A 25,199-nucleotide genomic window follows, 5' to 3' on the forward strand; every position below is an offset into this window, starting at 1 on the left:
GAGATCCGAAAGGCCCCGGTTTTGCCGGGGCCTTTTTGTTTGGCTAAAGTCGCGGCACACCGACCGAGAGAACCATCATGCACTACACCCCTGCCCGGCCCGATCCCAACGCGCCCGCCGTCCGCATCAACCTGCTGTCGGACACACAAACCAAGCCGACGCCGGGGATGCGCGAGGCGATGGCAAGGGCCGAGGTCGGCGACGAGCAGGTCGGCGACGATCCGACCACCAATGAGCTCAACGCCCGCGTCGCCGATCTGCTCGGCAAGGAAGCTGCCGTCTTCATGCCGTCGGGCACGATGTGCAACGTCGCGGCGACGCTGGCCTATTGTCGCCCCGGCGACGAGATCCTGGCGCACGCGACCGCGCATATCATCGCCCGCGAGGGCGGCGCGCATGCCGCGCTCGGCGGCTTCCAGATCACGCAGCTGCCGGGCGATGACGGCCAGTTCACGCCTGACACCTTCCGCACCGCGCTGCATCCGCGCACCCGCTACCAGCCGCCGCAGGTGCTGGTCAGCGTCGAGCAGACCGCCAATATCGGCGGCGGCACGATCTGGAAGAAGGCGGCGCTCGATGAGGTCGTGCGCATCGCCAAGGACCATGGGCTTGTGACCCACATGGACGGTGCGCGACTGCTGAACGCGACAGTCGCCTCCGGCATCGCGCCGCGCGACATGACGGCGGGCTGGGATTCCGCCTGGATCGATTTCTCCAAAGGCCTCGGCGCGCCGATCGGCGGCGTGATCGCCGGCACCCGCGCCTTCATCGACGACGTCTGGCGCTGGAAGCAGCGGCTCGGCGGCTCGATGCGGCAGTCCGGCGTCTGTGCCGCCGCCTGCATCTACGCGCTCGATCACCATGTCGATCGCCTCGCCGACGACCACGCCAATGCGCGGGCGCTGGCGCGCGGGCTGTCGCAGATCAACGGCATCGCGGTGCAGGCGCCCGAGACCAACCTCGTGTTCTTCAGGCCCGACGGCGCCGGCGTCTCCGGCGACAAGATGGTCGCCGAGCTGCGCAAGCGCGGGGTGACGCTCGCAATGATGGACGGCCGGATCAGGGCCTGCACACATCTCGACGTCACGGCCGCGATGATCGAGGAAGCGGTCGGTCACGTCAGGGACATCGTGCGCGGGGCGTAGCTACGGCCGCAGATTGTAGCCCGGATGCAGCGAAGCGTAATCCGGGGCGATTGGCGCCTCGGACGAGACCGTCCCCGGATTGCGCTGCGCTCCATCCGGGCTACGAAGCCGGTTACCGCCCCATCGCCTGGTAGATCAGCGTCTTCAGCTCCTGCTGGATGCGGCCGCGCTGTGACGGCGTCTGCACCATGAAGATCCCGAACAGATCATCGGCGGGGTCGATGAAGAAGAACGTGCCTCCGACGCCGTCCCAGCGATATTCGCCGAGCGGCCAGGACGTGTTCGGCGGCACCGAGGTACGGACCGCAAAACCGAGGCCGAAGCCGGAGTTCGGCCCCGGATAATAGTTCTTGTCGCGCACGACACCGGTTTCGGGACCGATGTGATCCCAAGCCATCAGCGCGATGGTTTCCGGTTTCAGATAGCGCTTCCCCCCATAGCTGCCGCCGTTCAACAGCATCTGCGAGAAGCGTGCATAGTCGCCGACGGTGCCGACCATGCCGCCGCCGCCGGATTCCCGTCGCAGCGGCTGGCGCGGGTCGCTGACGTCGGCGACGGGGCTGATGATGCGATCCTTCGGCATCGGCTCGGCGATCAGCGGCCATTTCGCCCGATCGGCAACATAGAATGCGGTCTCGTTCATCCCGAGCGGACCGAGCAGCCGCTCCTTCTCGACCTGAAACAGGGATTTCCCTGTGATCACCTCGATGATACGGCCAAGCACGTCGGTGGAATGGCCGTAGTCCCATTGCGTGCCGGGTTGCTCGGCGAGCGGCAGCGCCGCGAGCCGCGCCACGAATTCGGCATTGTCGGGATTGTTGTCGAACAGGCCGGCATCGGCGTAGGTCTTGTTCACGACACCGCCGCCATAATAGCCGTAGGGCAGTCCTGCCGTGTGGCGCATCAGGTCTTCGATCGTCACCGGACGCTTGAGCGGCTCCAGCGTCATCGTCGCCTTGCCCTCATCGCCGCGCTTTTCGACGCCGACCTTCATGTCGGCAAAGGCCGGGATGTATTTCGACACCGGATCGCTGAGCGCGAGCTTGCCCTCCTCCACCAGCATCATCGCGATGACTGACGTGATCGGCTTCGACATCGAATAGAGGCGGAAGATGGTCTCCGCGCTCATCGAGAATTCAGTTGCGACGTCGCGAACGCCGAAATTCTCGTAGTAGACCGGTTTGCCGTGCTGCTGCAGCAGCAGGATCGCGCCGGGGATCTTCCCGGTCGCGACCTCGTTCCTGACATAGTCGGAGACCTTGGCGAGGCCCTCCGGAGAGAATCTGTGCGCGGCCGGCCCCGCGGCGCCGGCCTGCGCAACCGTTGCGACCAACGCGAGCACAAGTGCCGCGACGACTGCGCGGCACCCACGCATGTCAATTCTCCATGGCTTCATAGACGAGCTGCTTCAGCGTCCGCTGGGTGCGCTGACGCTCGGTCGGCGTCTGCTCCAGCAGCACGAAGAAGAAGTCCTGCTTGCGGTCGATGACATAATAGCAGCCGCTCGCGCCATCCCATTTGAGCTCGCCGAGATCGCCGGGCGGCGGCGGCTTCGCCGTGCCCGGATCGGTACGCACCGCAATCCCAAGCCCGAAGCCAAAGCCATCGCCAGGGAAGTAGAAAAAGTCGCGCGCGACGCCGGAGGCCGGGCCGACGCGATCCGTCGTCAATTCCTTGAACGTTTCGGGCTTCATGATGGTCTTGCCATCAAGGGTGCCGCCGTTGAGCAGCATCTGGGCGAAGCGCGAATAATCCGCCATGGTCGAAACCATGCCGCCGCTGGCGGATTCCCATTTCTTGACCTTGGTCGGATCGTTGACCCGGCCGACCCGGAAGTCGCTGTCGTTCGGCATCGGCTCCGCCATCAGCTTCTGCTTCTCGGGATCGGTGACGAAGAAGCCGGTGTCCTTCATCCCGAGCGGGTCGAGCAGCCTTTCGCGCTCGATCGTCGAGAGCTTCTCGCCGGTGGTTACCTCCATCACGCGCGCCAGAATGTCGGTGGAATGGCCGTATTGCCAAAGCTCGCCGGGCTGGTTGTGCAGCGGCAGCTTGGCGATCCGCTCGGCGAATTCAGCGAGGTCGAAGTCGCCGGCATAGATGTTGGCATCCTTATAGGCCTTGCGGACCAGGCTGTCGCCGTAGAAGCCGTAGGTGATGCCCGACGTATGCGTCATCAAATCGAGGATCGTCATCGGCCGCCTCAGTGGCACCAGCTCGAGCGTCTTGGTGCCGTCCTCGGCCTTCTTCTCGACGCCGACCTTCACGTCGGCAAAGGACGGGATGTATTTCGAGACAGGATCATCGAGCTTGTATTTACCCTCCTCCAGCAGTTGCATCGAGACCACGGCGGTGATCGATTTGGACATCGAAGCCAGGCGGAAGATGGTCTTGTCGGTGATCGGCGCCTTGCTGACCACGTCCTGCACGCCGAAGGCCTCGTGATACACCGGCTTGCCGTGCTGCTGGATCAGGACGATGGCGCCGGGAATCTTTCCGGTCGCGACCTCGTTCTTGAAGAACTCGCCGATCTTGGCGAGCTTGTCGGGGTTGAAGTGCGCGCCCGCCGGAATCTCGTAGGTGCCCTCGGTGTGCGCGTACGCCAACGATGCCGCCAGCAACACTGCGCCGGCTGCGGCGGCGCACGTCAAACGAAGTGAATGCATTTGATCGATCCCTCCCCGGAAATCACGGGGAAGTGTAGCGGCGGTATCATCAGGCACAAGGGCTCCCGAAGGCGTCCAGGGCCTCCTGATGCAGTTCGCCGCTCTGGGCCGAGAAGCAGCAGAAGATCACCTGCGTCACGCCGGGTGCAGCCGTCAGCGCGTCGACCACGGCCTTGATCGCAATGCCGGCCGCGCGATCCGCGGGGAAGCGGTAGATGCCGGTGGAGATCGCAGGGAAAGCGACAGACTCAAGCCCGTGCTTTTCGCAGAGCTCTATCGAGCGGCGATAGCAGGATGCAAGCAGACTGTCCTCGTCGAGCTTGCCGCCATTCCACACCGGGCCGACCGTATGGATGACGTGCCTGGCAGGCAGCCGATACCCTTTGGTGATCTTGGCCTGGCCAGTCTTGCAACCGTGAAGCATACGGCATTCGGCGACCAGATCCGGCCCCGCCGCGCGGTGGATCGCGCCGTCGACGCCGCCGCCCCCAAGCAGCGACGAATTGGCCGCGTTGACGATGGCGTCAACGCGCAGGGTCGTGATGTCGGTAACGATGACTTCGAGCCGCGCCTTGCCGATCTGGCGCGCCGTCAAGGTCAGGCAACCACGTCGACCGGGATGCCCTTGTCAGCAAACAGCTGCTGCAATTCACCGGCCTGGAACATCTCGCGGATGATGTCGCAACCGCCGACGAACTCGCCCTTCACATAGAGCTGCGGAATCGTTGGCCAGTTCGAATAGACCTTGATGCCGTCGCGCAGCTCGGCCGATTCCAGAACGTTGAGGCCCTTGTAGCCGACACCGATGTGGTCGAGGATCTGCACGACCTGACCGGAAAACCCGCACTGCGGGAATTGCGGCGTGCCCTTCATGAACAGCACGACGTCGTTCGACTTCACTTCGTTGTCGATGAATTGCTCGATGCTCATTTTCGCTTCCTTCGGGGGCGGCGCTCTCAAGCCTTGTGGGCCGGCCCACCCTTCTAACCCGTGACTGGCTATATATGTAGCTCAAACCATTGTGCATCCAAAGCAAAATGGCGGAAATCTGGCATGCGGCGGGGGCCGGACGGCACCGCAAAAAGGGCCGGGATTATCTGACGGGCCCAATATCATCATGGGGGAGGCTTTTTTCCCGTAACGGAGCCCCTATCTAGGACGAACTGTCCGTCTGGAACCAGTTTACCGAAGCAACGTTCTCCCCTTGAATCGGAGACCATCGTTGACGAAACCAGCCTCTGCCGCGGCCGCCGTTCCCGGCACCTCCCCGTCAGTGTCCTCCGAATCCGGTTCGCTCGCGCAGCGGCTGGTGGACGCCTATCGCGCGGTCCGCGACGAGACCGAGCGCCGGGCCGCGCCGCTGTCGGCGGAAGACCAGCTGATCCAGTCGATGCCGGATGCGAGCCCCGCCAAGTGGCACCGCGCCCACACGACCTGGTTCTTCGAGCAGTTTCTGCTCGGCGAGCACGTCAAGGGCTATACGCCGTTCCACCCGGACTATGCCTATCTGTTCAATTCCTATTACGTCAGCGCCGGCCCCCGCCATGCCCGCCACCAGCGCGGCCATCTGACCCGCCCGACCGCCGACGAAGTCACCGCCTACCGCCGTCATGTCGACGCTGAGGTGGTGAAATTCTTCCAGACCGCCCCGACAGAAAAGCTCGAGGCGCTGGTGCCGCTGGTCGAGGTCGGGCTCAATCACGAGCAGCAGCATCAGGAGCTGATGTACACCGACATCCTGCATGCCTTCGCACAGAACCCGATCCCGCCGGCCTACGATCCGGCGTGGCGCTTCCCGGCATCGCAGCGCGGGCCCGAGGAATGGGTGACGCTCAACGAGGGCATCCACACCGTCGGCCACGGCGACGACAGCTTCCATTTCGACAATGAGAAGCCCGCGCATCGCGCGCTGGTCGGCCCGGTCAAGCTTGCGAAAAACCTCGTCACCAATGCCGACTGGCTCGCCTTCATGAAGGACGGCGGCTATTCCACCGCCACGCTGTGGCTGATGGATGGCTTCGGCACCGTGACCAACGAGGGCTGGCAGGCGCCCGGTCACTGGCGCGAGATCGACGGCGAATGGAAGATCATGACGCTCGGCGGTCTGCAGCCGATCGATCCGCAGGCTCCGGTTTGCCATGTCAGCTACTACGAAGCCGACGCCTTCGCCCGCTGGGCCGGCAAGCATCTGCCGACCGAGATGGAATGGGAGGTCGCGGCGCGCGCCGGCCTGCTCAACGACGCCTACGGCATCGTGTGGCAATGGACCCGCAGTGCCTATTCGCCCTACCCGGGCTACCGGGCGATCGAAGGCGCGCTCGGCGAGTACAACGGCAAGTTCATGGTCAACCAGCTTGTGCTGCGCGGCTCGTCGCTGGCGACGCCGGCCGGTCACAGCCGTGTCACCTACCGCAACTTCTTCTATCCGCACCATCGCTGGCAATTCACGGGGTTACGCCTCGCCGACTATGCCTGATTGAGTCCTGTCGACATCGATGACGCGTCGGTAAGCGCGTTCGGGAGAGTATCATGAATGTGCATGCCGCCGCTTTGGCCAAAGCGTATCCGTTCGACGAAGCGACCTCGGCGTTTGCCGGCGATGTGATCGGCGATCTCGCCCGTCACCCGAAACGGCTGTCGCCGAAATATTTCTACGACGCCACGGGCTCGGAGCTGTTCGAGCAGATTACGGTGCTGCCGGAATATTATCCGACGCGTACCGAGCTCGGCATCCTGCGCGACCGCGGCAGCGAGATCGCCGCGATCATTCCGAACGGCGCAGCGCTGGTCGAGTTCGGCGCCGGCGCGACCACCAAGGTGCGCCTCTTGCTTGAGCACTGCGAATTCGCCGCCTATGTGCCGGTCGATATTTCCGGCGATTTCCTCAAGGCCCAGGCCGATGGCCTGCGCCGGGATTTCCCAGGTCTTGGCATCTATCCGGTCGCGGCCGATTTCACCACGCCGTTCGCGCTGCCCGAGGCGGTCGCGGACATGCCGAAGGTCGGCTTCTTCCCGGGCTCGACGCTCGGCAATTTCGAGCCAAGCGAGGCCTTGGCCTTCCTGCGCAGCGCCCGCAAGATCCTCGGCCACGGCGCGCAGATGATCATCGGCGTCGACCTCGAGAAGGACGAACGCGTGCTGTACGACGCCTATAACGACGCGGCCGGCGTCACCGCGCGCTTCAACCTCAATGTGCTGGTTCGGATCAACCGCGAGCTCGGCGGCAATTTCGACCTGTCGGGCTTCACCCACCGCTCGATCTACAACCGCGACCGCCACCGCATCGAGATGCACCTGATCAGCCGCAAGGCGCAGACCGTGCGCATCCTCGGCAACACCTTCGCGTTCCGTCCGGGCGAGAGCATTCACACCGAGAACAGCTACAAATACTCGCTCGAGCGATTCGCCGCGCTCGCCCGCAGCGCGGGCTGGACGGTGCGCGATAGCTGGACCGACGCCAACACGATGTTCTCGGTGCACGCGTTGGTCGCGGACTAAAACCAAAACCGCGGGATGGGGCAACAATCATGGGCCGGCGTGCGCTGCAGATCGCGACGGCCCTGCTCGCCCTCGTCCCTATCTTGACCGGCATCATCACGATGCTCGGCGTGAGCGATCCGCTCTACGCCTCGTCGGGTGTTCCGGCGCTGCCGGTGCTCGACAGCAATCTGCGCTTCTTTGGCGGGGTCTGGCTCGGTCTCGGCCTCGCTTTGCTCTGGCTGGTGCCGCGGATCGAAAGCGAGAGCGTGCTCTTCCGCGTGGTCTGGGGCGGCATCTTCCTCGGCGGCATCGGCCGGCTGCTGTCGATCGCGATGGTCGGCCTGCCGCCGCTGCCCTTCGTGGGCTTCACCGCGCTGGAAGTGATCGGCGCCCCGCTGTTCGTCTACTGGCAGCACCGCGTGGCCACGGCCGGTCGCAGGTAGCGACCCGCGCTATTCTTCCTCCCCGCTCGACCGCAGCGAAATCGATTCCCACGCCGCAACCACGATCATGATCGCGGTGGTGACGATCGAGAGCACCAGCGGCGACATCTCGCGGGCGAAATAGGCCGTGATCGCAAGTGCCACGATGCCTATGCCGTGCGAGAGCTGCAGGAAGTTGCGGATCACGTATTTGAACAGGATGGTCCCAACCAAAAACAGCGCGGGACCGCCGACCGAGCTCACGATCGTCTTCAGGTCGGAATGGCCGGACGGGTGCTTCAGCACCAGTTCGTCGGCAACTGCGGTGAGGATGATGCCGCCGACGATTGGCATGTGCAGATAGGTGTAGGCGATCCGCGCCACGCGGCCGGATTCCTCCGACTTGGAGATCATGTCCGCGCCGGCCTCGGCACCCTTGTGGAAATAGATCCACCACATCGCTATGCTGCCGACCAGCGCCGAGATGAACGCGGCGACATTCTCCGGCGTCCAGGTCAGCTCGGCAAAGGTCGCGCCGTCGACCACGATCGCCTCGCCGAGCGCAATGATGATGAACCCGGCGCAACGCTCGGCCAGGTGGCCGCCCTCGACCGACCAGGCCTCCATCGAGGAAAAGCCGAGCCTAGGGGTCCAGAACCGCAGAGCCGGCGCGACGTACTCGATGGCCAGCGCTGCGATCCAGAGCCACATCCGCGTCTCGTGCTCGGCAAAGCCGCCGAGAACCCAGAGCACGGCCGAGCAGGACAGCCAGGTCAGGATACGGATTGCGTTGTGGCGCACCGCGGTCCGGTGCCGCGGCGTCGCCAGCAGCCAGAACGCGGTGCGGCCGACCTGCATCGCTGCATAGGTCCCGGCAAACCACAGCCCGCGGCCCTCGAAGGCGGACGGTATCGAGGTCGACAGCAGCAGCCCGCCCAGCATCAGCACGAACAGCAGCAGGCGGACCGGCGTCAGGTCGGGATTGAGCCAGTTGGTGACCCAGGTGGTGTAGACCCACACCCACCACACCGCGAGGAACAGCACCGTGACCTGCACCGCGCCCAGCGGGGTGAAGTGGTGCAGCAGCGTGTGCGACAGCTGCGTGACGGCGAAGACGAAGACGAGGTCGAAGAACAGCTCGGCATTGGTGACGCGGCTGTGCTGGTTCGGCACGATGACGCGAAACATCGCGCCGCGCGGATTATCTGCCATCGCCTGAGGCCCCCGCCCGGTTGCCGGGGACTAACCTTCCGGCACGCCGGTCTGCAGGGCCAGCGCGTGCAGCACGCCGCCCATCTGGCCCTTCAGTGACTGGTAGACGATCTGGTGCTGCTGAACGCGGGACTTGCCGCGGAATGACTCGGAAACGACAGTGGCCGCGTAGTGGTCGCCGTCGCCGGCCAGATCACGGATCGTCACCTCGGCATCAGGGATCGCTGCCTTGATCATCGATTCGATATCACGGGCGTCCATCGGCATCCCAGTCCACCTCCGTCAGGTCATTCGAATCAGGGCCGATTCGGCCAGGAAAACCAAGACAAAACCCGGCGCTTGAGGTCTTCTAGGTCATCCTGGGGCACACTATATTCCCATTCCCAGCGATTTAAACCTGCATCAATCGGTCACAAGCCGTCACGCCGAAATGACCATAAGAGGCGCAGAATCATGAAGCTCCCCGGCCCCGACCATCCGATCACGATCACGCCCAATGCCAGGCGCGTCCGCATCACCGCCGACGGCGTCGTCATCGCCGAGACCACCCATGCGCTGACCCTGAAGGAAGCGAGCTATCCGGCCGTGCAATACGTCCCCCGGCAGGACGCCAACATGGAGCTGTTGACCCGCACTGAGCGGACCACGCACTGCCCCTACAAGGGGGATGCGAACTATTTCAGCATCAAGGCCAACGGCAAGACGCTGGACAATGCGATCTGGACCTATGAGGCGCCCTTTCCGGCCATGACCGAGATCGCCGGCCACCTCGCCTTCTATCCGGACAAGGTGAAGATCGAGGAAGTCGCCTAGACCGTCACGCCTGCCGCAAACCGCCGGGCCTCGCCTGGCGGTTTTGGCTCGTGCCATCCAAGCTGAAAGCGGAAATGCCCGGGCGGGGCCCGGGCATGACGACGGGAGTGTTGGGCCGGATCGCCGCTAGACTCTGAATATCGTGAGCCCAAGGATCAGCAGCACCAGGAAGATCACGACGAACACATAGAACAGGAAACGCGCGATGTCGGCGGAGGCGGCGGAAATGCCGGTGAAGCCGAGCAGGCCCGCGATGATCGAGACGACAAGGAAGACCAACGCCCATTTCAGCAGTGTCATTGCTTGCTCCACAAACCGCGCGCGCAGCACGTCCGTCCGACAACGCCCGCCACCGACCCCGGTTCCAGAACGAAACAGATCCACTGAAATGACCGACCTCGACACCACGGAATCGGGACGATTAGGCCTTGCTGAATCGGGTTCCCGATTGCAACATCCGGCTGCAGACCCGGCTGGGGGCACCATGAAATCGATTGCTCACGCGGCTCCGGCCGTCGACGTCCAGGCAGCACCGAAGCTCCACAAGCGCAACGTCGCCCTGGACCGTGCACGTACCTTCCTGACGCTGGTCGTGCTGCTGCATCATGCGGTGATCCCCTACACCCATTTCGGACACACCGACCCGACATCCTGGATCGGCTTCGACTGCGTGGTGCTCGCCACCGACAGCTTCTTCATGGCGATGTTCTTCTTCCTGTCGGGGCTGTTCGTCTGGCCCGGACTCGGCCACAAGCCGTGGCTGATCTTCCTGCGCGACCGGCTGCTGCGGCTCGGCCTGCCCTTCGTGATCTGCGCGTTCACCGTGATTCCGATCGCCTATTACGCGATCGCGCTGCGTGCGACGCCGGAGCTGACTTTCTCCGAATTCTGGTGGAAGACCATGATTTTCGGGCCGTGGCCGAGCGGCCCGATCTGGTTCGTCTGGGTCTTGATGACCTTCGACGTCACGGCGAGCGTGCTGTACCGGGTGTCGTCGCGCCTGCTCGAGCCGATCAACCGCCTGTCGATCAAGGGATTTGAACGTCCCTCGAAGTTCTGGCTGTTCCTCGTCGTCGTCAGTGCCGTCTTCTATTTGCCGATGCTGGTCTATTACGGCCAGAACTACTGGTTCGAGCTCGGACCGTTCTCGGTGCAGGCGAGCCGGGTGCTGTTGTATGCGTCCTACTTCTTCATCGGTGCAGGAATCGGAGCGGCAAACCTCGAGGGCGGCCTGCTCAGCGCGCACGGACGGCTGACCGAGCGGCGCTGGTTCTGGACCGGCATCACGCTGATCCCCTACTGTCTGATGTGGGTGATGATCTACATCAAGCGCGGGGTCATCGGTAACCCCGACCCGCTGCCGGGCTGGTATCTCGCGTCCTACGGCACCTTCTACGTGCTGTTCAGCGCCTCGATCCTGTTTGCGATCCTGGCCTACTTCCTGCAATCGAAGGCGCAGGGACCGACGCTGCTCGACCGCATGCAGGGCGACGCCTACGGCATGTTCCTGGTGCACTATCCGATCGTGCTGTGGCTGCAATACTGGCTGTTCGATATGGAATTGCCGGCGATCGCCAAGGCCGCGATCGCGTTCTTCGCCACCATTGCGCTGAGCTGGGCCGCCACCGCGGTGCTGCGCAAGATTCCCGGATCGAAATACGTGCTTTAGCTATGCAGCGATCTCGTCCCTCACCGCCACGCTTTCCAGCCGCGGGGCGGCCGCGGCGCGATGATCGCGGGCGATCAGGATGTAGAAGGTCGGCAGCACGAACAGCGTGAACAGCGTGCCGATCAGCATGCCCATCACCACGACGATGCCGATGGCAAAGCGGCTGGCCGCGCCGGCGCCGTCGGCATAGAGCAGCGGCGCAAGGCCCGCGACCATCGCGGCGGTCGTCATCAGCACCGGACGCATGCGTACCGCGGCCGCCTTCTGGATCGCGGCGACGCGGTCGAGCCCTTCGTGGTGCTGGATCTCGTTGGCGAAACTCACCATCAGGATGCCGTGCTTGGAGATCAGCCCGATCAGGGTGACGAGGCCGATCTGGGTGTAGATGTTCAGCGTGGTGAAGCCGAAATACAGCGGCAGCAGCGCGCCGCAGACCGCGAGCGGCACCGTTACCATGATGACGAGCGGATCGCGGAAGCTTTCGAACTGCGCTGCCAGCACCAGGAAGATCACGATCAGCGCCATGCCGAAGGTGACGATCAGGCGGTTATCCTCCTGAACATATTGCCTGCTGTCCGATAGCCAGTCGACCGTCATGCCCGGCGACAGCTTTTGCGCCTGCATGAACGCCACCGCCTGCCCCATGGTGACGCCGGGCTTCAGCACAGCCGAGATCGTCGCCGCGTTCATCTGGTTGAACTGCGGCAGCCGGTTGGGTTCGGGCTTGACGTTGACCTTGATCACCGTCGACAGCGGGAACATTTGCCCCGAGCTCGAACGGACATTGAAGCTTCCGAGATTTTCCGGCGTGACCCGGTCGGCCTGGCGCACCTGCGGGATCACCTCGTAGGAACGTTCAAAGAAATTGAAGCGGTTGACGTAGTTCTCGCCGACCAGCACTGCGAGCGTGTCGGCGATGGTCTGCATGCTGACGCCGGCCTCGGCCGCCTTGGCGTGATCGATGGTGATCCGCGCGGTCGGACTATCGAACGCAAGATCACTGTCGACGAAGACGAACAGCCCGCTCTTCCAGGCCGCCTGCTTCAGCGTCTCGACCTCCAGATAGATGGTTGAGAAATCGCCGGCCGAGCGCACCACCATCTGGAACGGCAGACCGCCGGTCGCCGCCGGCAGCGCGGCCGGCTGGAACGGCGTCACGCTGGCGCCGAGCACGCCATAGGACATGCCGTAGAGCTGGTTCTGGATGTCGTTCGCCGAGCGCTTGCGCTTGTCCCAGTCGGTCAGCGTAATGCCGCCGAAAGCGTGGTTTTGGCCGTCGGTGCCGTTGATGACCCAGCTCGCATGATACTCCGGGAGCGAGCGAAACAGCTGCTCGACCTGGTCGGTGTAGCGCGTGGTGTAGTCGACGCTGGCATATTGCGGCGCCCGGAGCACGGTGAACACATAGCCCTGGTCCTCGGACGGCGCGAGCTCGCGCTGGCTGCCGAGAAACAGCACCACGATCGCCGCCAGCACGCTGACCGCGACCACGAGCACCGCGACGCGCATCTTCAGCGTGGCGGCCAACAGCCGGCTGTAGCCGCGCGACAGCTTCGAGAATTGATGCTCGACGAAGCCGGCGAACCGTCCGTGCGAGGTCGCCTCGCCCAGCAGCTGCGCGCTCATCATCGGCGACAGGGTCAGCGCGATGACGCCCGAGACCACCACCGAGCCTGCCAGCGTGAACGCGAATTCGCGGAACAGGCTGCCGGTCAGGCCACCCATCAGGCCGATCGGCGCATAGACCGCGGCCAGCGTGATCGTCATCGCGATCACGGGGCCGATGATCTCGCGCGCGCCGATCAGGGCCGCATCGCCCGGGCTCAGGCCCTCCTCGATGTGGCGATGGATATTCTCGACGACGACAATCGCGTCGTCGACCACGAGCCCGATCGCCAGCACCATCGCGAGCAACGTCAACAGATTGACGGAGAAACCGAGCGCCAACATCATCGCAGCAGTGCCGACCAGCGACAGCGGCACGGTGACGACCGGGATCAGCACCGAGCGGAACGATCCGAGGAACAGCAGGATCACCACCACGACGATCGCGATCGCCTCGGCCAGCGCGTGCTGCACCTCTGATATCGAGGCCTTGACGAAGTGCACGATGTTGAAGACGTCCGCGACCTGCAATCCGGGCGGCGCCACGCGGTTGAGGTCCTCGATCACCTTGGCGGTGGCGGCGACGATCTCCAGCGGGTTGCCGTCGGGCGTCGGCTGCACCGCGATATAGACGGTGGGCCTGCCGCTGTCGCGCGCATTGGAATCGTAGTTCTCGCCGCCGATCTCGAGGGTGGCGACGTCGCCGAGCCGCACCAGGCCGCCGCCGCCGGCGGTCTTGATCACCATCTTGCGGAAATCGTCGAGATTGCGAAGGTCAGTCGCCGCGGTGATGTTGGTCACGGTCATCTCGCCGCGCAGCCGTCCGGGCGCCGCCTGCACGTTGTTGGAGCGCAGCGCAGCGGCGATATCGGCCGCTGTCAGGCCGCGCGCCGCGAGCTTGAACGGATCGATCCACACCCGCATCGCCAGCGACGATCCGCCTGACGTGTCGGCCGAGGCGACGCCGGGCACCGAGGTCAGCAGCGGCTGCGCCACGCGGGTGGCGAAGTCGGTGATCTGCGCGGGCGTCAGCGTATCGCTGGTGAAGGCGATGTACTGCACCCCCGACGCGCCATCGGTGATCTTGGTGATGACGGGGTCGAACACGCCGGCTGGCATGCGGTACTTGACCTGCTGCACCTTGGCGAGCACTTCGGTCATGGCGCGGTCGGCATTGGCGTTGAGCACCAGCTTGGCCTTGATCTGGCTGAGACCCAGCGTCGAGTTCGAGGTCATGTATTCGATGCCGTTGGCGGTCGCTATCGATTGCGCGATCACCGAGGTGACGAAGCCCTGCATGACGTCCTGGGTCGCGCCGGGAAACGACACGTCGACCTGGATGGTGGCGCTCTCCATGCTGGGATATTGCCGCACTGGCAGCGAGACCATCGCGGCGGTGCCGATCAAGAGGATCAGCAGGCTGACGACCGTCGCAAGAATCGGCCGGCGGATGAAGATGTCGGTGAAATGCATGATGCTTGCCCCGGACACTGCCCCTCGCGGGTTAGCGCCCTTTCTCCGGCGTCTCCGCCATGGTCATCTGGACGGCAGCACCCGGCATGACGCGAAGCTGGCCCGCGGTTACGATGTGATCGCCCGGCGAAAGCCCGTGCTCCACCACGACGCGGTCGCCGATGCGCTGCCCGGTCCTGACGGCGACGCCGATCGCCTTGTTGTCGCGCACCACGAGCACGCTCTCGCCGGACGCGCTGGTCTGGATCGCGGTGACGGGCACCACGATGGCATCGAGCTGTGGCGGCAGCACGACGTTCACCATCACGAAGAGCCCAGGCCGCAGCAGCCGGTCGGGATTGCTGAATAAAGCCTGCACGAGGACATTGCGGGTGTCCTCGGCGACCTGCGGTTCGATGGCGTTGATCTTGGCCTCGAACACCCGATCGGGGAAAGCATCGGTACGGATCGTCACCGTGCCTCCCACCTTCAGATTTGACAGGCGCTGCTGCGGAACGGTGAAATTGGCATAGAGCTGGTCGAGCGCGGTCAGCGTGGCGAGCGCATCGCCGGCATTGACGTATTGACCGAGATTGACCTTGCGCAGGCCGATCTGGCCCGCGAACGGCGCGCGGATCGTTGTCTGCGCGATCTGCGCGTCGAGTTGCTCGACCGAGGCGTCGGCCTGCTTCAGGTCTTCCTGCCGCTGCTGCAGCGTCTCCTGGGTCACGAAGCCGGAGGGCGCGAGCCCCTGCGAACGCTTCTCCTGCAATTGCGCAAAGCGTCCCTTGGAAACCGCAACCGCGCGCGAGGCACGCAGCGGCGCGTCATAGAGCTGCACCAGCGCTGCGCCCTCGGCGACATCGGTACCGGCATCGAAATTGATCGCGGTGACGCGGCCGGCAACTTCGGGCGCCAGAATCACCTGCCGCACCGCCTGCAACGAACCGATCGCCTCGATCGAGCGCGGCAAGGTTTCGGTCCGCACCACCATGGCCGCCACCGGCGTGGGCGGGGCCTCAGTCGTGGCCTTGGCGGACGCACTGGAGCCGCCGGCACGCCAGGCGAACAACGCGGCCGCGGCACAGATCAGCAAGACAAGGGTGATGCCCAACGGCTTGGCGCGAAGCCCGAGCCAGCGGCGCGACGAGGATGATGCGGACGGCATTTCGCTTCCAAGAACGAACCCCGGCGTCTCGGCCGGAAGCTTGCTCCTGCAAGCCCGCAACTGGTATAGAACCTCAAGTATGGTTGAGGTCAAGGCTGACAGTTTGCAGGACTTCTAATCCGGGATTTCCGATCCATGGCGCTTGCACAGGAGCTTTCAGTCGGCGAAGTGGCGCGGCGCAGCGGCCTCGCCGTCTCCACCCTTCACTTCTACGAGAGCAAGGGGCTGATCGCGAGCCGGCGCACCAGCGGCAACCAGCGCCGCTACATGCGCGGCGTGTTGCGGCGCATCGCGGTGATCCGGATCGCGCAGCGCGCCGGGATTCCGCTGGAAGAGATCAGGCAGACCTTCGCCGCGATACCGCTCGATCGCGCCCCGACGATGCGCGAGTGGGAGCGCGCGATGCGCGCCTGGACCGAGGCACTGCAGCAGCGCATCAGCGATCTCACCGACCTCCGCGACAAGCTGTTCAGTTGCATCGGCTGCGGCTGCCTGTCCGTCACCGATTGCCCGCTGCGCAACGGCGATGACAGGCTCGGCACCCAGGGCCCGGGCCCGCGCATCCTGATCACGGCGGCCGAACGCCGGCAGCGCCGGGGACGGCAAGGTTGAGCCCGTCGCCAACAAGTTGCGCACAACCTGCCATTGGTCACATGTGGCCATGTGATTCTCGGCTATGCTGGCCGGACTGCTGACCCTAGGGAGTCCTGAGATGAACGACCCTCAAGTTGGATGGATCGCCGCTATCATCGTCGGCGGATTGGCCGGCTGGCTCGCCGAGATGTTCATGAAGACCGGAACCGGCATCTTCATGAATATCATCCTGGGCATCGTCGGCGCCACGCTGGCGAACTGGCTATTGGGTCTGCTCGGCGTGTCGCTCGGCGGCGGATGGATCGGCTTTCTCGTCGCCGGCTTCATCGGCGCCTGCATCATCATCTTTGCGTGGCGCGCGATCCGCGGCGCTACCTAGCGCTTGATCCGAAGGGATCGCGCCTGGACATAAGGCAATAGCGCGATGATGGGTTCATCGCGCTATTCAGATCTTGTTCGCTCGGCGTTGCAGCACCTGATCCTGCCGGATCAGGCGGCGGTGTTGTGCATGTAGTTCGGCAGCCAGTGCTCGAAGGCGCGGGACAGGCTTTCGATCGTCACAGGCGGCTCGCCGGCGACCGCAATCGCCTCGCCGCCGGTGGTACCGATGCGTGCGCACGGCACGCCGGCGCCCTTCATCTTGGCCAGCACGAGGCCTGCGTCGGCCGCAGTCACGGTGACGATGTAGCGGGCCTGATCCTCGCCGAACCAGTAGGCATGCGGCACGATCGAGGACGGCGCCGCCAACAGCTGCGCGCCGATGCCGCTTGCGATCGCCATCTCGGCGAGCGCGATCAGGAGCCCGCCGTCGGAGACGTCATGCACCGCGGTCGCGGTGCCGGCGTGGATCATGCCGCGCACCACGTCGCCGTTGCGCTTCTCGGTGGCGAGATCGACCGGCGGCGGAGCGCCCTCCTCGCGGCCGCAGACATCGCGCAGGTAGACCGACTGGCCGAGCCAGCCTTGGGTGTCGCCGACCAGCAGGATCGCCTCGCCGGCCGCCTTGAAGGCCAGGGTCGCGGACTTGGTGAAGTCATCGAGCAGGCCGACGCCGCCAATCGAGGGTGTCGGCAGGATGCCGCGGCCGTTGGTCTCGTTGTAGAGCGAGACGTTGCCGGACACGACCGGGAAGTCCAGCGCGCGGCAGGCTTCCGAAATGCCCTTCAGGCAGCCGACGAACTGGCCCATGATCTCGGGCCGCTCCGGATTGCCGAAGTTGAGATTATCGGTGATCGCGAGCGGCCGGCCGCCGACCGCGGTGATATTACGCCAGGCTTCCGCGACCGCCTGCTTGCCGCCGTCGAACGGATCGGCCTCGCAATAGCGCGGCGTGACGTCGACGGTGAGCGCAAGCCCCTTCGGCCCGTCCTCGACGCGGACCACCGCGGCATCGCCGCCGGGACGCTGCATGGTATTGCCCAGGATGACGTGGTCGTACTGTTCCCAGACCCAGCGCTTCGAGCACAATTCGGGCGTGCCGATCAGCTTGGTCAGCGCCTCTGCGAGGCCGAGCGGCGGCTTGACGTCCTGCCCGCGGATCACCGGCAGCGCATTGGAGGCGACGTGCGGACGGTCATAGACCGGCGCCTCGTCGCCGAGCTCCTTGATCGGCAGATCGGCCATCACGTCGCCGCCATGCTTGACGACGAAGCGCTTGCTCGGCGTGGTGTAGCCCACGATGGCGAAATCGAGCCCCCATTTGCGGAAGATCGCTTCGGCCTCTTTCTCCTTCTCGGGCTTGAGCACCATGAGCATGCGCTCCTGGCTCTCCGAGAGCATCATCTCGTAGGCGCTCATGCCGGTCTCGCGGGTCGGCACCGCATCGAGATCGAGGTCGACGCCGAGATCGCCCTTGGCGCCCATCTCGACCGCCGAGCAGGTCAGGCCGGCCGCGCCCATGTCCTGGATTGCGACCACGCAATCGGCCGCCATGATCTCGAGGCAGGCTTCCAGCAAAAGCTTCTCGGCGAAGGGATCGCCGACCTGCACGGTCGGGCGCTTCTCCTCGGAGGCGTCGTCGAATTCGGCCGAGGCCATCGAGGCGCCGTGGATACCGTCGCGGCCGGTCTTGGAGCCGAGATAGACGATCGGCATGTTCACGCCGGAGGCCGCCGCGTAGAAGATCTTGTCGGCGCCGGCGAGGCCGACCGCCATCGCGTTGACCAGGATGTTGCCGTCATAACGGGTGTGGAAGCGCACCTGGCCGCCGACCGTCGGCACGCCGAACGAATTGCCGTAGCCGCCGACGCCCGCGACCACGCCGGACACCAGATGCCGGGTCTTGGGGTGCTCCGGTGCGCCGAAGCTCAGCGCGTTCAGGCAGGCGATCGGGCGGGCGCCCATGGTGAAGACGTCGCGCAGGATGCCGCCAACGCCGGTGGTCGCGCCCTGGTAGGGCTCGATGTAGCTCGGGTGGTTGTGGCTCTCCATCTTGAAGACCACGGCCTGGCCGTCGCCGATATCGATCACGCCGGCATTCTCGCCGGGGCCCTGGATCACCCAGGGGGCTTTGGTGGGCAGCCCGCGCAGATGGATGCGCGACGACTTGTACGAGCAATGCTCGTTCCACATCGCCGAGAAGATGCCGAGCTCGGTGAAGGTCGGAACCCGCCCGATCAGCTTCAGGATGCGCTCATACTCGTCCGGCTTCAGCCCGTGGCCGGCGACCAGTTCGGGGGTGATCTTGGGTTCGTTCTTGGGCGCGGTCATGGGACCCTTAATAGGTAGATCGAACGGGGGCGAAAAGGCCTTTTACGGCCCATTTCCGGCCTGTCCAGAGCTTTGCGGCGGTTTGGCGCGGCCCGGGATTTGCAGCCCGGAATTGCACCTCGGATTTGCACAATGGGGATGGATCGGATTTAAGGTCCCGAACCCGATAATTGAAGGCCAGATTTCGTGAACGAGCTCGCCAAGACCGCACTCACTACGGCATTCAACCGCCGCCCCGACCTGCACGTCGAGACCGAAGGCGAATTCGCCGGCTGGCGAACCTGGACCCGGGACAGTTTCGAGACTCATACCGGCCCCTTCTACCACCGCATGGACGAGAACGGCCGCATCGCCTGCGCATTTCGGGTCGGCCCGAAGCACCTCAACGGCTCCGGCAACGTCCATGGCGGCTGCCTCATGACCTTCGCGGATTACTGCCTGTTCGCGCTCGCCTCCCCGGTGCTCCAGGGCCCCGGGGTCACGGTCTCGTTCGCCTCGGAATTCCTCGATGCGGCCCGCGAGGGTGCCTTGATCGAATGCACCGGCGAGGTCACCCGCGCCGGCGGATCGCTAATCTTCGTGCGCGGCATGCTGACATCGGCCGAGCGGCCGCTGTTCAGCTTCTCCGGCACCATCAAGCGGACGAAGCGCAAGGCGCCGGCGGCGACGACAGCGTAAAGCGCGCTAGGAGGCCGTTCCGATTGAATCGGAACGGGCTTCGGATTTTTCTTCGACGCGTTTTCTTCGCGCGAACCGCTACCCACTTCGCGCGAAAACGCTTCGCGCCTGTGGACACCCGCCGTCATCCAGCCGTTACATCGCCGCGGGTTGAATCGAAGGCACCGCGCTAGCGCGTTGTGTTCACGCGCGTTCCTTGCGTGAAGCCATGCACACGCCGGCTGTGACACGACGACATACTGTCGTTGCCTCGTCGCGCGCGCGTCACATGCACGTCAGCCAAGCCCCCGAAGATTGCTGAACGGTTTCTGTTTGTGCATTCGCGCAGCGAGGTTGGGGCATTCTCATGAAATTGAAGACGTTTGTGTCCGTCACGTCGGTGATGTCGCTTGTCGCATCGCTGGCGTGCGTTGCAACTCCGGCGTGCGCCGGCCAGGACGGCGACAATGGCGATCGCGGCGTCGGCGAGTCCCGCGGTCACGATCACGATCAGGATCAGGACCATGACGGCGACCATCATGGCCGCAAGCCGCGCGTGGTGATGATCTCGCTCGATGGTGCCAAGCCCGATTTCATCCAGAAGTTCATCGAGGAAGGCGTGCTGCCGCGCGACGGCGGCCTCGCCCGGCTCAGCCGGCGCGGCGCAGTGGCGCTGCAGAACGTGACGGCGTCACCGTCGCTCACCGCGGTCTCGCACATTGCGATCGCGACCGGTTCGACGGCGGTCCATAACGACATCCCCTCCAACACGTTCGAGCCGATCGTCGGCCCGATCTCCAGCAGCATCAGCGGCTTCGCCGCGCCGATCGGCGGCTACAACGAAAGCCCGCTCGGGCCGTCGGCGCACCCGACGGCACAGCCCCTTTGGGTGCAACTGCGCCAGCAGGGCAAGAAGGTCATCACCGCGACGTGGCCCGGCGGCGACGGCGCCGACATCTCGATCAACAAGACCGTGGTGCAGCCGGCCCAGCCCACCCGCGTGACCGACTTCACGGTGCCGTTCGGCGCGTTCGGCGGCATCGGTGCCCAGGGCTTCACGCTGTCGCGCAGCGACTTCACGACCGATCCGGGCATCGTGGCGGCGCTGCAGGCTGCCGGCCATTTCTCGTTCAGCCCGGTGCTGGTGACCTCGGCGCCGATCGAGACGTTCTCATGTTCCGCGGCGGCGACCGCGACCTGCACCAATGCCTCGACGCTCGACGTCAAATATTCGATCCGCGTCGCCGCCATCGACACCACCAATGATCGCAAGGTGAACTACGACACGTTGGTGTTCTTCGATGCGAACAGCGGCATCACCGCAGGACCGTTCCACGCACCATCGACCGGGCCGGCCTACGTCAAGTTCGGCGGCGAGAACGCACCGTTCTTCTTCGAAGGCAGCGGCGCGAAGGTCGGCGCCGCCTACTTCGTCTCGGCGCTGTCGCCGGACCTCTCGGTGGTGCGCTTCGCCCGCTACGGCGCCAACTTCATCCCGCGCAACACTCCCGTGCTGGCCGATGTCGACGACATCAACAACAATATCGGGTTCTGGCGTCCGCAGGCCGACTTCCGCATTCCGGAGCGCCTCAGCCCGGGCTTCACCAATTTCCCCGACGTCGAGATCGAGACGATGTACGAGGACATGGTGAAGACCTTCGTGCGCTACCAGGCCAATATCGGCGAGCACGCGATCAAGACCCATCCGGACGCCGACCTCGTCATGGTCTATATCGAACAGCCCGACGGCTCCGAGCACCAGTTCCTGCTCACCGATCCGCGCCAGGGCACCAACCCGACCGACCCGAATTCGATCGGCGCCAACCAGGATCCCGCCAAGGTCAAGCGCTACGGCTCCTACATCCGCTTCGCCTACCAGACGGCCGACAGGGCGGTGAAGCAGATTGCCGACGCGGCGGGCCGCGACAGCAACGTCGTCGTGGTGTCGGACCACGGCTTCGCGCCGTTCCACACCTCGGTCAACCTCACCAACATCCTCCGCAACGCCGGCATCGACACCAGCAAGGTCGGGATCCGCACCTCCGGCCCGGCCGCCGACATCTACGTCAACCTGCAGAACCGCGAGCTCGGCGGCACCGTCGATCTGGCGACCTACCGTAGCCTGGTGGCGCAGATCACCGATGCGGTGAAGAACGCGGTCGATCCCAATGCGCGCTTCAACTACTCGCTCAAGGAGCAGCGCATCTTCACCGTCGTCGAGACCCGGCCGCTGCAATGCGACGCCGGTACCGGGCAGTGCACCAGCAAGACCGTCGGCCAGGACTATGGCGACGTGTTCGCGCTGATGGCGCCCGGCTACAATTTCGACGGCGTGCAGAATCCCGGCGTCGCGCGCCAGGGCGACGCGCCGTTCAACGCGGCAACCACCGCCTTGTCGATGCCGAACTTCTATGGTGCCCACGGTCACGATCCGGAGCTTCCAGTGATGAGCGCGACGTTCATCGCCGCGGGGCCGCAGATCCGAAGGGACACCGTGGTGCGGCACATGCGCAATATCGACGTCGCGCCGACCATCATGCGGCTCCTCGGCACCACACCGCACCAGGTCGATGGCGAGGTGCTGAGCGAGGTCCTGCGCTAGGATCCTTCGGCAAATTCCGTGCGGTGGACGTCAGACCGGCGTCCACCGCCTCTCCAATCACGGCCCGGAATCATCACGCGTGCGGCGTGCCGAACCGCTCGATCACCTCGGCGAGCGCGACGTGACCGGTGCAGGCGCCGGACCCCGGGCTGCTCTCGCCCTTCTCCAGCGCCGTCGCGTAGATCACGGCCGGATCGGCCTCCAGGCGCGCGCGAAGTGCGGCCAGTTTCGGCCAGCGATTGCGGTCGGCGACGGCGTGGAACTCGAGCCAGCGTGCGACACCGATCAGCAGCCCATCCGCCAATGTCGGGTAATCGCCGAGCAGGAACGGCGTATCGCCGATCAGTTGCTCGAGCCTGTCGTGCCGCTGCACGACATTGCCCCGCCCCCACTGCCGCAGCGCGGACTGCATCGCGGGATTCGGCGTCTGCATCTCCAGCGCCGCCCATAGCGGACTGAACGCGGCGGTGAAGCCGGTGTTCACGAAGGCCATCAGCTGACGCATCCGGTCGGCCTGCGGCGACAACGGCTCGAAGCTGATGCGGCGCTCGGTATCGCGTGCCGCGAGCCAGCTTGCGATCGCCACGTTCTCGGTGAGCACCCTGCCCTGGTCCGTGACGAAGGCCGGCGTCTCATGCCGCGGATTGATCCGCGCATAGGAGGGATCGCGCATCTCGCCGAGCATGTCGACGCGGCAAAGGCGGTAGGGCTTGCGCAGCCATTCGAGAGCTGCAACGAGCCCCATGGAGCTTCCCAACGGGAAGCCATAGATGAGGATAGGTTCCATGATGTGGTCTCCGGTGATGTCTGACGATCACGCTGCGCAGCGGAGCCGGACCCTATTCGCCACATCCGTGAAGTAAATTACGCACCTTTTTGTAACCACGAGCCGCCATGAAATCTCTCGTCTCCCGCTGCCCGATCGAGGAAGTGATGCAGATCCTGAGCGGCCGCTGGCCGACGCTCCTGATCTATTATCTGAAGCAGGGCACCAAGCGCTTCAGCGACCTGCGACGCGACAACCCGACCATCTCGCACAAGATGCTGACCCTGGAGCTTCGCAAGCTCGAGGACGCCGGCATCGTCGAGCGCACCGAATTCGACGGGTATCCGCTGCGCGTCGAATACCAGCTGACGCCGGCCGGCCACCGGCTCGTGCCGCTGATCGACGCGCTGGGCGAGTGGTGGGAAACGACGTCGAGTGCCGCAGCCCAGTGCAGTTCCGTGGATGCCGAGCCGGTCATTCCGAATACCGTCTCGCGGGATTGAACGGCACGAAGCGCCGTCAAACTTGCGCTGGCATCGGATAGGCTCCCGAAGTATCAGTTTTGATGCGCGACAATGCGCGGGGGAGCCAATCAAGGTGCCGCAGTGCACAGCTAAGACGGGCGGCGTGACGGCTCCCGCGATGACGCCGATCCTGTCCACCGCGCCGGGTGCGCGCGGCTGGCGCGACTATGCGCTGCTGCTGGCGCTGGCCTGCTGCTGGAGCTCGACCTATCCACTAACCAAGATCGGGCTCGGCTCGATCCCACCGGTCACCTTCATCTCGGCGCGCTCGCTGGTCGCAGCCGCCTTCCTGATCGTGGTGCTGCGGATTCGCGGCATCCGTATCCCGACCGACATCAAGGCGTGGAAGCTGTTCGCCTTCCAGCAGACCATCAACTCGACGATCCCGTTCCTGGTGATCACCTGGGCGCAGCTCTACGTGCCGGCATCCAACACCGTGGTGCTGGCCTCGACGACGCCGATCTTTGCCTTCCTGATCACCTGGGCGATCACGCGGCACGAGCCGGCCTCGCCGCTCAAATTCGTCGGCGCGATTCTCGGTCTCGCCGGCACCGTCGCGATCATCGGCCTCGACGCGCTCTCGGGTTTCGGCAAGGAGATTGTCGCCGAGATCGCGATCCTGCTCGCCACTGTCTCGTTCGCCTGCGCCACGATCTTCGGGCTTCGTCTCTCCGACTATGACCCCATGGTGGTGGCCGCCGGCTCGCTCTTGTTCGGCGGCACGGTGCTGCTGCCGGTCGCCCTGATCGTCGACCATCCCTGGACGCTGCACCCGACACCGCAGGCGCTGGTCGCCACCGTCGTGATGGGCATCTTCTCGAGCGCGTTCGGCCTGATGCTGTTCTACATGTGCCTGACGCGGCTCGGCACGCTCACCACGAACGCGCAAGGCTACTTGCGGATTCCGATCGGCGTCGCGTTGTCGGTGATCCTGCTCGGGGAATCCGTGCCGTCGAACCTGGCGCTCGGCCTCTTGCTGGTGATGGCCGGCGTCGCGGCGATGACGGTGCCGACAGAGGCCGTCAAGCGCTGGCTGCGAAGGCTGTAGCTGCAGCTCGTCGCGTACAACAAACCTGCGATTTGCGGTCACCTATCTCGCTTCGCAGCGCGCTTTGCGTTCCTCCTCGGCGCGCTTTGCGCGCTCTGATTTCGCCTGCATTTCCTCCGCCGAAAGCACCTCCTCAATGACCTTCATCTCTTTTGCAGGTCCATCGTAGGCGCTAGCGAATTCGACGAGCGGTACGCTCAAGCTGATCGGCGCATTGGCCGTATCGAAGGCTTCCAGAGCAAGTGTGTGCGCTTGCTTGAGCTGATCGACCAATTCCGCTCCGGCGTCGTAATCGGCCATGCAACCGTTGGCAAAGCAGTTCGTGTAGGGCCGCTCAATCGCTTGCCCCTGATCAATGATGATCCGAACGCCACGTTCCACCTTCACCCGGATTGGCAGGGTGACGCGCAACGTCTTCCTGGAATCTCCGGTGCGCGCGATGAGCGCAGCCGCGACAACCGGTCCACAGTCTACGTCATCTACCTTCGATCGACCTTCTCGCCCGACAAAGCAGGCGTCGCCCAGGCAGAACTTTGTCCAGGGAGTATAAGTGATTGCAGGTAATTTCGCCTGTTCGGCCGCCACCGGTGCGGCTACGAGCCAAGCAAGCGCCATGCTGGCGCAGCAGCGCAACACCACAGGGCACATAGCCGCCCCTCCCCGAGCAGAC

At 64.8% G+C, this 25,199-nt stretch carries 24 protein-coding genes; 12 read left to right on the forward strand and 12 right to left on the reverse strand.

The window, feature by feature from the left end; genetic code table 11:
* Positions 1 to 77 precede the first annotated feature (77 nt).
* A complete protein-coding gene (locus ACVIGB_RS13790; protein WP_456722289.1) occupies positions 78 to 1,145 on the forward strand; it encodes a threonine aldolase family protein in 1,068 nt (355 codons plus the stop codon).
* Between the two features lie 112 nt (positions 1,146 to 1,257).
* On the opposite strand, the gene ACVIGB_RS13795 is transcribed toward ACVIGB_RS13790, so the two are convergent.
* From ACVIGB_RS13795 to grxD, 4 genes are read right to left on the reverse strand one after another with little or no spacing between them, the layout of a single operon-like run.
* On the reverse strand, positions 1,258 to 2,520 hold the full coding sequence (locus ACVIGB_RS13795) for a serine hydrolase domain-containing protein (protein ID WP_456722288.1): 1,263 nt from the start codon (positions 2,518 to 2,520) through the stop codon (positions 1,258 to 1,260).
* 1 nt (position 2,521) lies between these two features.
* Positions 2,522 to 3,808 (reverse strand): serine hydrolase domain-containing protein, encoded by a 1,287-nt coding sequence (locus tag ACVIGB_RS13800; protein ID WP_456722287.1) that lies wholly within the window; start codon positions 3,806 to 3,808, stop codon positions 2,522 to 2,524.
* Positions 3,809 to 3,857: 49 nt separating this feature from the next.
* On the reverse strand, positions 3,858 to 4,403 hold the full coding sequence (locus ACVIGB_RS13805) for an O-acetyl-ADP-ribose deacetylase (RefSeq protein WP_456722286.1): 546 nt from the start codon (positions 4,401 to 4,403) through the stop codon (positions 3,858 to 3,860).
* A gap of 2 nt (positions 4,404 to 4,405) precedes the next feature.
* Complete coding sequence (gene grxD, locus ACVIGB_RS13810) at positions 4,406 to 4,738, reverse strand: Grx4 family monothiol glutaredoxin (protein ID WP_212309969.1); 333 nt, start codon at positions 4,736 to 4,738, stop codon at positions 4,406 to 4,408.
* A gap of 292 nt (positions 4,739 to 5,030) precedes the next feature.
* On the opposite strand from grxD, the gene egtB reads away from it, so the two are divergent.
* Genes egtB through ACVIGB_RS13825 form a run of 3 tightly spaced genes read left to right on the forward strand, consistent with a single transcriptional unit; the run spans position 5,031 to position 7,731 of the window.
* Positions 5,031 to 6,284, forward strand: a complete 1,254-nt coding sequence (gene egtB, locus ACVIGB_RS13815; protein WP_456722285.1) for an ergothioneine biosynthesis protein EgtB — start codon at positions 5,031 to 5,033, stop codon at positions 6,282 to 6,284.
* A gap of 53 nt (positions 6,285 to 6,337) precedes the next feature.
* Positions 6,338 to 7,306, forward strand: a complete 969-nt coding sequence (gene egtD, locus ACVIGB_RS13820; protein WP_092115301.1) for an L-histidine N(alpha)-methyltransferase — start codon at positions 6,338 to 6,340, stop codon at positions 7,304 to 7,306.
* Positions 7,307 to 7,335: 29 nt separating this feature from the next.
* Complete coding sequence (locus ACVIGB_RS13825; RefSeq protein ID WP_092115302.1) at positions 7,336 to 7,731, forward strand: DUF4345 domain-containing protein; 396 nt, start codon at positions 7,336 to 7,338, stop codon at positions 7,729 to 7,731.
* A gap of 9 nt (positions 7,732 to 7,740) precedes the next feature.
* Here ACVIGB_RS13825 and ACVIGB_RS13830 read toward each other — a convergent pair whose 3' ends face one another.
* Together ACVIGB_RS13830 and ACVIGB_RS13835 are read right to left on the reverse strand one after the other, a co-directional pair.
* Positions 7,741 to 8,922: a low temperature requirement protein A gene (locus tag ACVIGB_RS13830; RefSeq protein ID WP_456722284.1), complete on the reverse strand. Its 1,182-nt coding sequence runs from the start codon at positions 8,920 to 8,922 to the stop codon at positions 7,741 to 7,743.
* 30 nt (positions 8,923 to 8,952) lie between these two features.
* A complete protein-coding gene (locus ACVIGB_RS13835) occupies positions 8,953 to 9,189 on the reverse strand; it encodes a BolA family protein (RefSeq protein ID WP_021077843.1) in 237 nt (78 codons plus the stop codon).
* 186 nt (positions 9,190 to 9,375) lie between these two features.
* On the opposite strand from ACVIGB_RS13835, the gene ACVIGB_RS13840 reads away from it, so the two are divergent.
* On the forward strand, positions 9,376 to 9,735 hold the full coding sequence (locus ACVIGB_RS13840; protein ID WP_456722283.1) for a DUF427 domain-containing protein: 360 nt from the start codon (positions 9,376 to 9,378) through the stop codon (positions 9,733 to 9,735).
* A 126-nt stretch (positions 9,736 to 9,861) separates the two neighbouring features.
* Here ACVIGB_RS13840 and ACVIGB_RS13845 read toward each other — a convergent pair whose 3' ends face one another.
* Complete coding sequence (locus tag ACVIGB_RS13845; RefSeq protein WP_021077845.1) at positions 9,862 to 10,035, reverse strand: DUF1328 domain-containing protein; 174 nt, start codon at positions 10,033 to 10,035, stop codon at positions 9,862 to 9,864.
* A gap of 184 nt (positions 10,036 to 10,219) precedes the next feature.
* Between ACVIGB_RS13845 and ACVIGB_RS13850 the strand changes: the two genes are divergently transcribed.
* The gene (locus ACVIGB_RS13850; protein WP_456722282.1) at positions 10,220 to 11,404 is read left to right on the forward strand and encodes an acyltransferase family protein; all 1,185 of its coding nucleotides are present in this window, start codon (positions 10,220 to 10,222) and stop codon (positions 11,402 to 11,404) included.
* Here the strand turns inward: ACVIGB_RS13850 and ACVIGB_RS13855 are convergent, their stop codons facing one another.
* Together ACVIGB_RS13855 and ACVIGB_RS13860 are read right to left on the reverse strand one after the other, a co-directional pair.
* Positions 11,405 to 14,482 carry an efflux RND transporter permease subunit gene (locus ACVIGB_RS13855; protein ID WP_456725181.1) on the reverse strand — a complete coding sequence of 1,026 codons (3,078 nt, stop codon included), beginning with the start codon at positions 14,480 to 14,482 and terminating at the stop codon, positions 11,405 to 11,407.
* Positions 14,483 to 14,513: 31 nt separating this feature from the next.
* Positions 14,514 to 15,629 carry an efflux RND transporter periplasmic adaptor subunit gene (locus ACVIGB_RS13860; protein ID WP_456722281.1) on the reverse strand — a complete coding sequence of 372 codons (1,116 nt, stop codon included), beginning with the start codon at positions 15,627 to 15,629 and terminating at the stop codon, positions 14,514 to 14,516.
* A gap of 135 nt (positions 15,630 to 15,764) precedes the next feature.
* Between ACVIGB_RS13860 and soxR the strand changes: the two genes are divergently transcribed.
* Complete coding sequence (gene soxR, locus ACVIGB_RS13865) at positions 15,765 to 16,241, forward strand: redox-sensitive transcriptional activator SoxR (protein WP_456722280.1); 477 nt, start codon at positions 15,765 to 15,767, stop codon at positions 16,239 to 16,241.
* 100 nt (positions 16,242 to 16,341) lie between these two features.
* Positions 16,342 to 16,602, forward strand: coding sequence for a GlsB/YeaQ/YmgE family stress response membrane protein (locus tag ACVIGB_RS13870; protein ID WP_092115308.1), 261 nt, complete (start codon positions 16,342 to 16,344; stop codon positions 16,600 to 16,602).
* A gap of 110 nt (positions 16,603 to 16,712) precedes the next feature.
* Here the strand turns inward: ACVIGB_RS13870 and purL are convergent, their stop codons facing one another.
* A complete protein-coding gene (gene purL / locus ACVIGB_RS13875) occupies positions 16,713 to 18,932 on the reverse strand; it encodes a phosphoribosylformylglycinamidine synthase subunit PurL (RefSeq protein ID WP_456722279.1) in 2,220 nt (739 codons plus the stop codon).
* Between the two features lie 186 nt (positions 18,933 to 19,118).
* Here purL and ACVIGB_RS13880 point away from each other — a divergent pair, with 186 nt between their 5' ends.
* Both ACVIGB_RS13880 and ACVIGB_RS13885 read left to right on the forward strand, forming a co-directional pair.
* Positions 19,119 to 19,610, forward strand: a complete 492-nt coding sequence (locus tag ACVIGB_RS13880; RefSeq protein WP_092115310.1) for a PaaI family thioesterase — start codon at positions 19,119 to 19,121, stop codon at positions 19,608 to 19,610.
* Between the two features lie 346 nt (positions 19,611 to 19,956).
* On the forward strand, positions 19,957 to 22,191 hold the full coding sequence (locus ACVIGB_RS13885; RefSeq protein WP_456722278.1) for an alkaline phosphatase family protein: 2,235 nt from the start codon (positions 19,957 to 19,959) through the stop codon (positions 22,189 to 22,191).
* Between the two features lie 73 nt (positions 22,192 to 22,264).
* On the opposite strand, the gene ACVIGB_RS13890 is transcribed toward ACVIGB_RS13885, so the two are convergent.
* The gene (locus ACVIGB_RS13890) at positions 22,265 to 22,978 is read right to left on the reverse strand and encodes a glutathione S-transferase family protein (RefSeq protein WP_456722277.1); all 714 of its coding nucleotides are present in this window, start codon (positions 22,976 to 22,978) and stop codon (positions 22,265 to 22,267) included.
* Between the two features lie 107 nt (positions 22,979 to 23,085).
* Between ACVIGB_RS13890 and ACVIGB_RS13895 the strand changes: the two genes are divergently transcribed.
* Both ACVIGB_RS13895 and ACVIGB_RS13900 read left to right on the forward strand, forming a co-directional pair.
* Positions 23,086 to 23,460 (forward strand): winged helix-turn-helix transcriptional regulator, encoded by a 375-nt coding sequence (locus ACVIGB_RS13895; RefSeq protein ID WP_229166542.1) that lies wholly within the window; start codon positions 23,086 to 23,088, stop codon positions 23,458 to 23,460.
* A 139-nt stretch (positions 23,461 to 23,599) separates the two neighbouring features.
* Positions 23,600 to 24,529 carry a DMT family transporter gene (locus tag ACVIGB_RS13900; protein WP_456725180.1) on the forward strand — a complete coding sequence of 310 codons (930 nt, stop codon included), beginning with the start codon at positions 23,600 to 23,602 and terminating at the stop codon, positions 24,527 to 24,529.
* A gap of 42 nt (positions 24,530 to 24,571) precedes the next feature.
* Here the strand turns inward: ACVIGB_RS13900 and ACVIGB_RS13905 are convergent, their stop codons facing one another.
* On the reverse strand, positions 24,572 to 25,177 hold the full coding sequence (locus ACVIGB_RS13905; RefSeq protein ID WP_456722276.1) for an invasion associated locus B family protein: 606 nt from the start codon (positions 25,175 to 25,177) through the stop codon (positions 24,572 to 24,574).
* Positions 25,178 to 25,199: the final 22 nt, after the last annotated feature.

The sequence above is a fragment of the Bradyrhizobium sp. USDA 4341 genome (assembly GCF_054063755.1).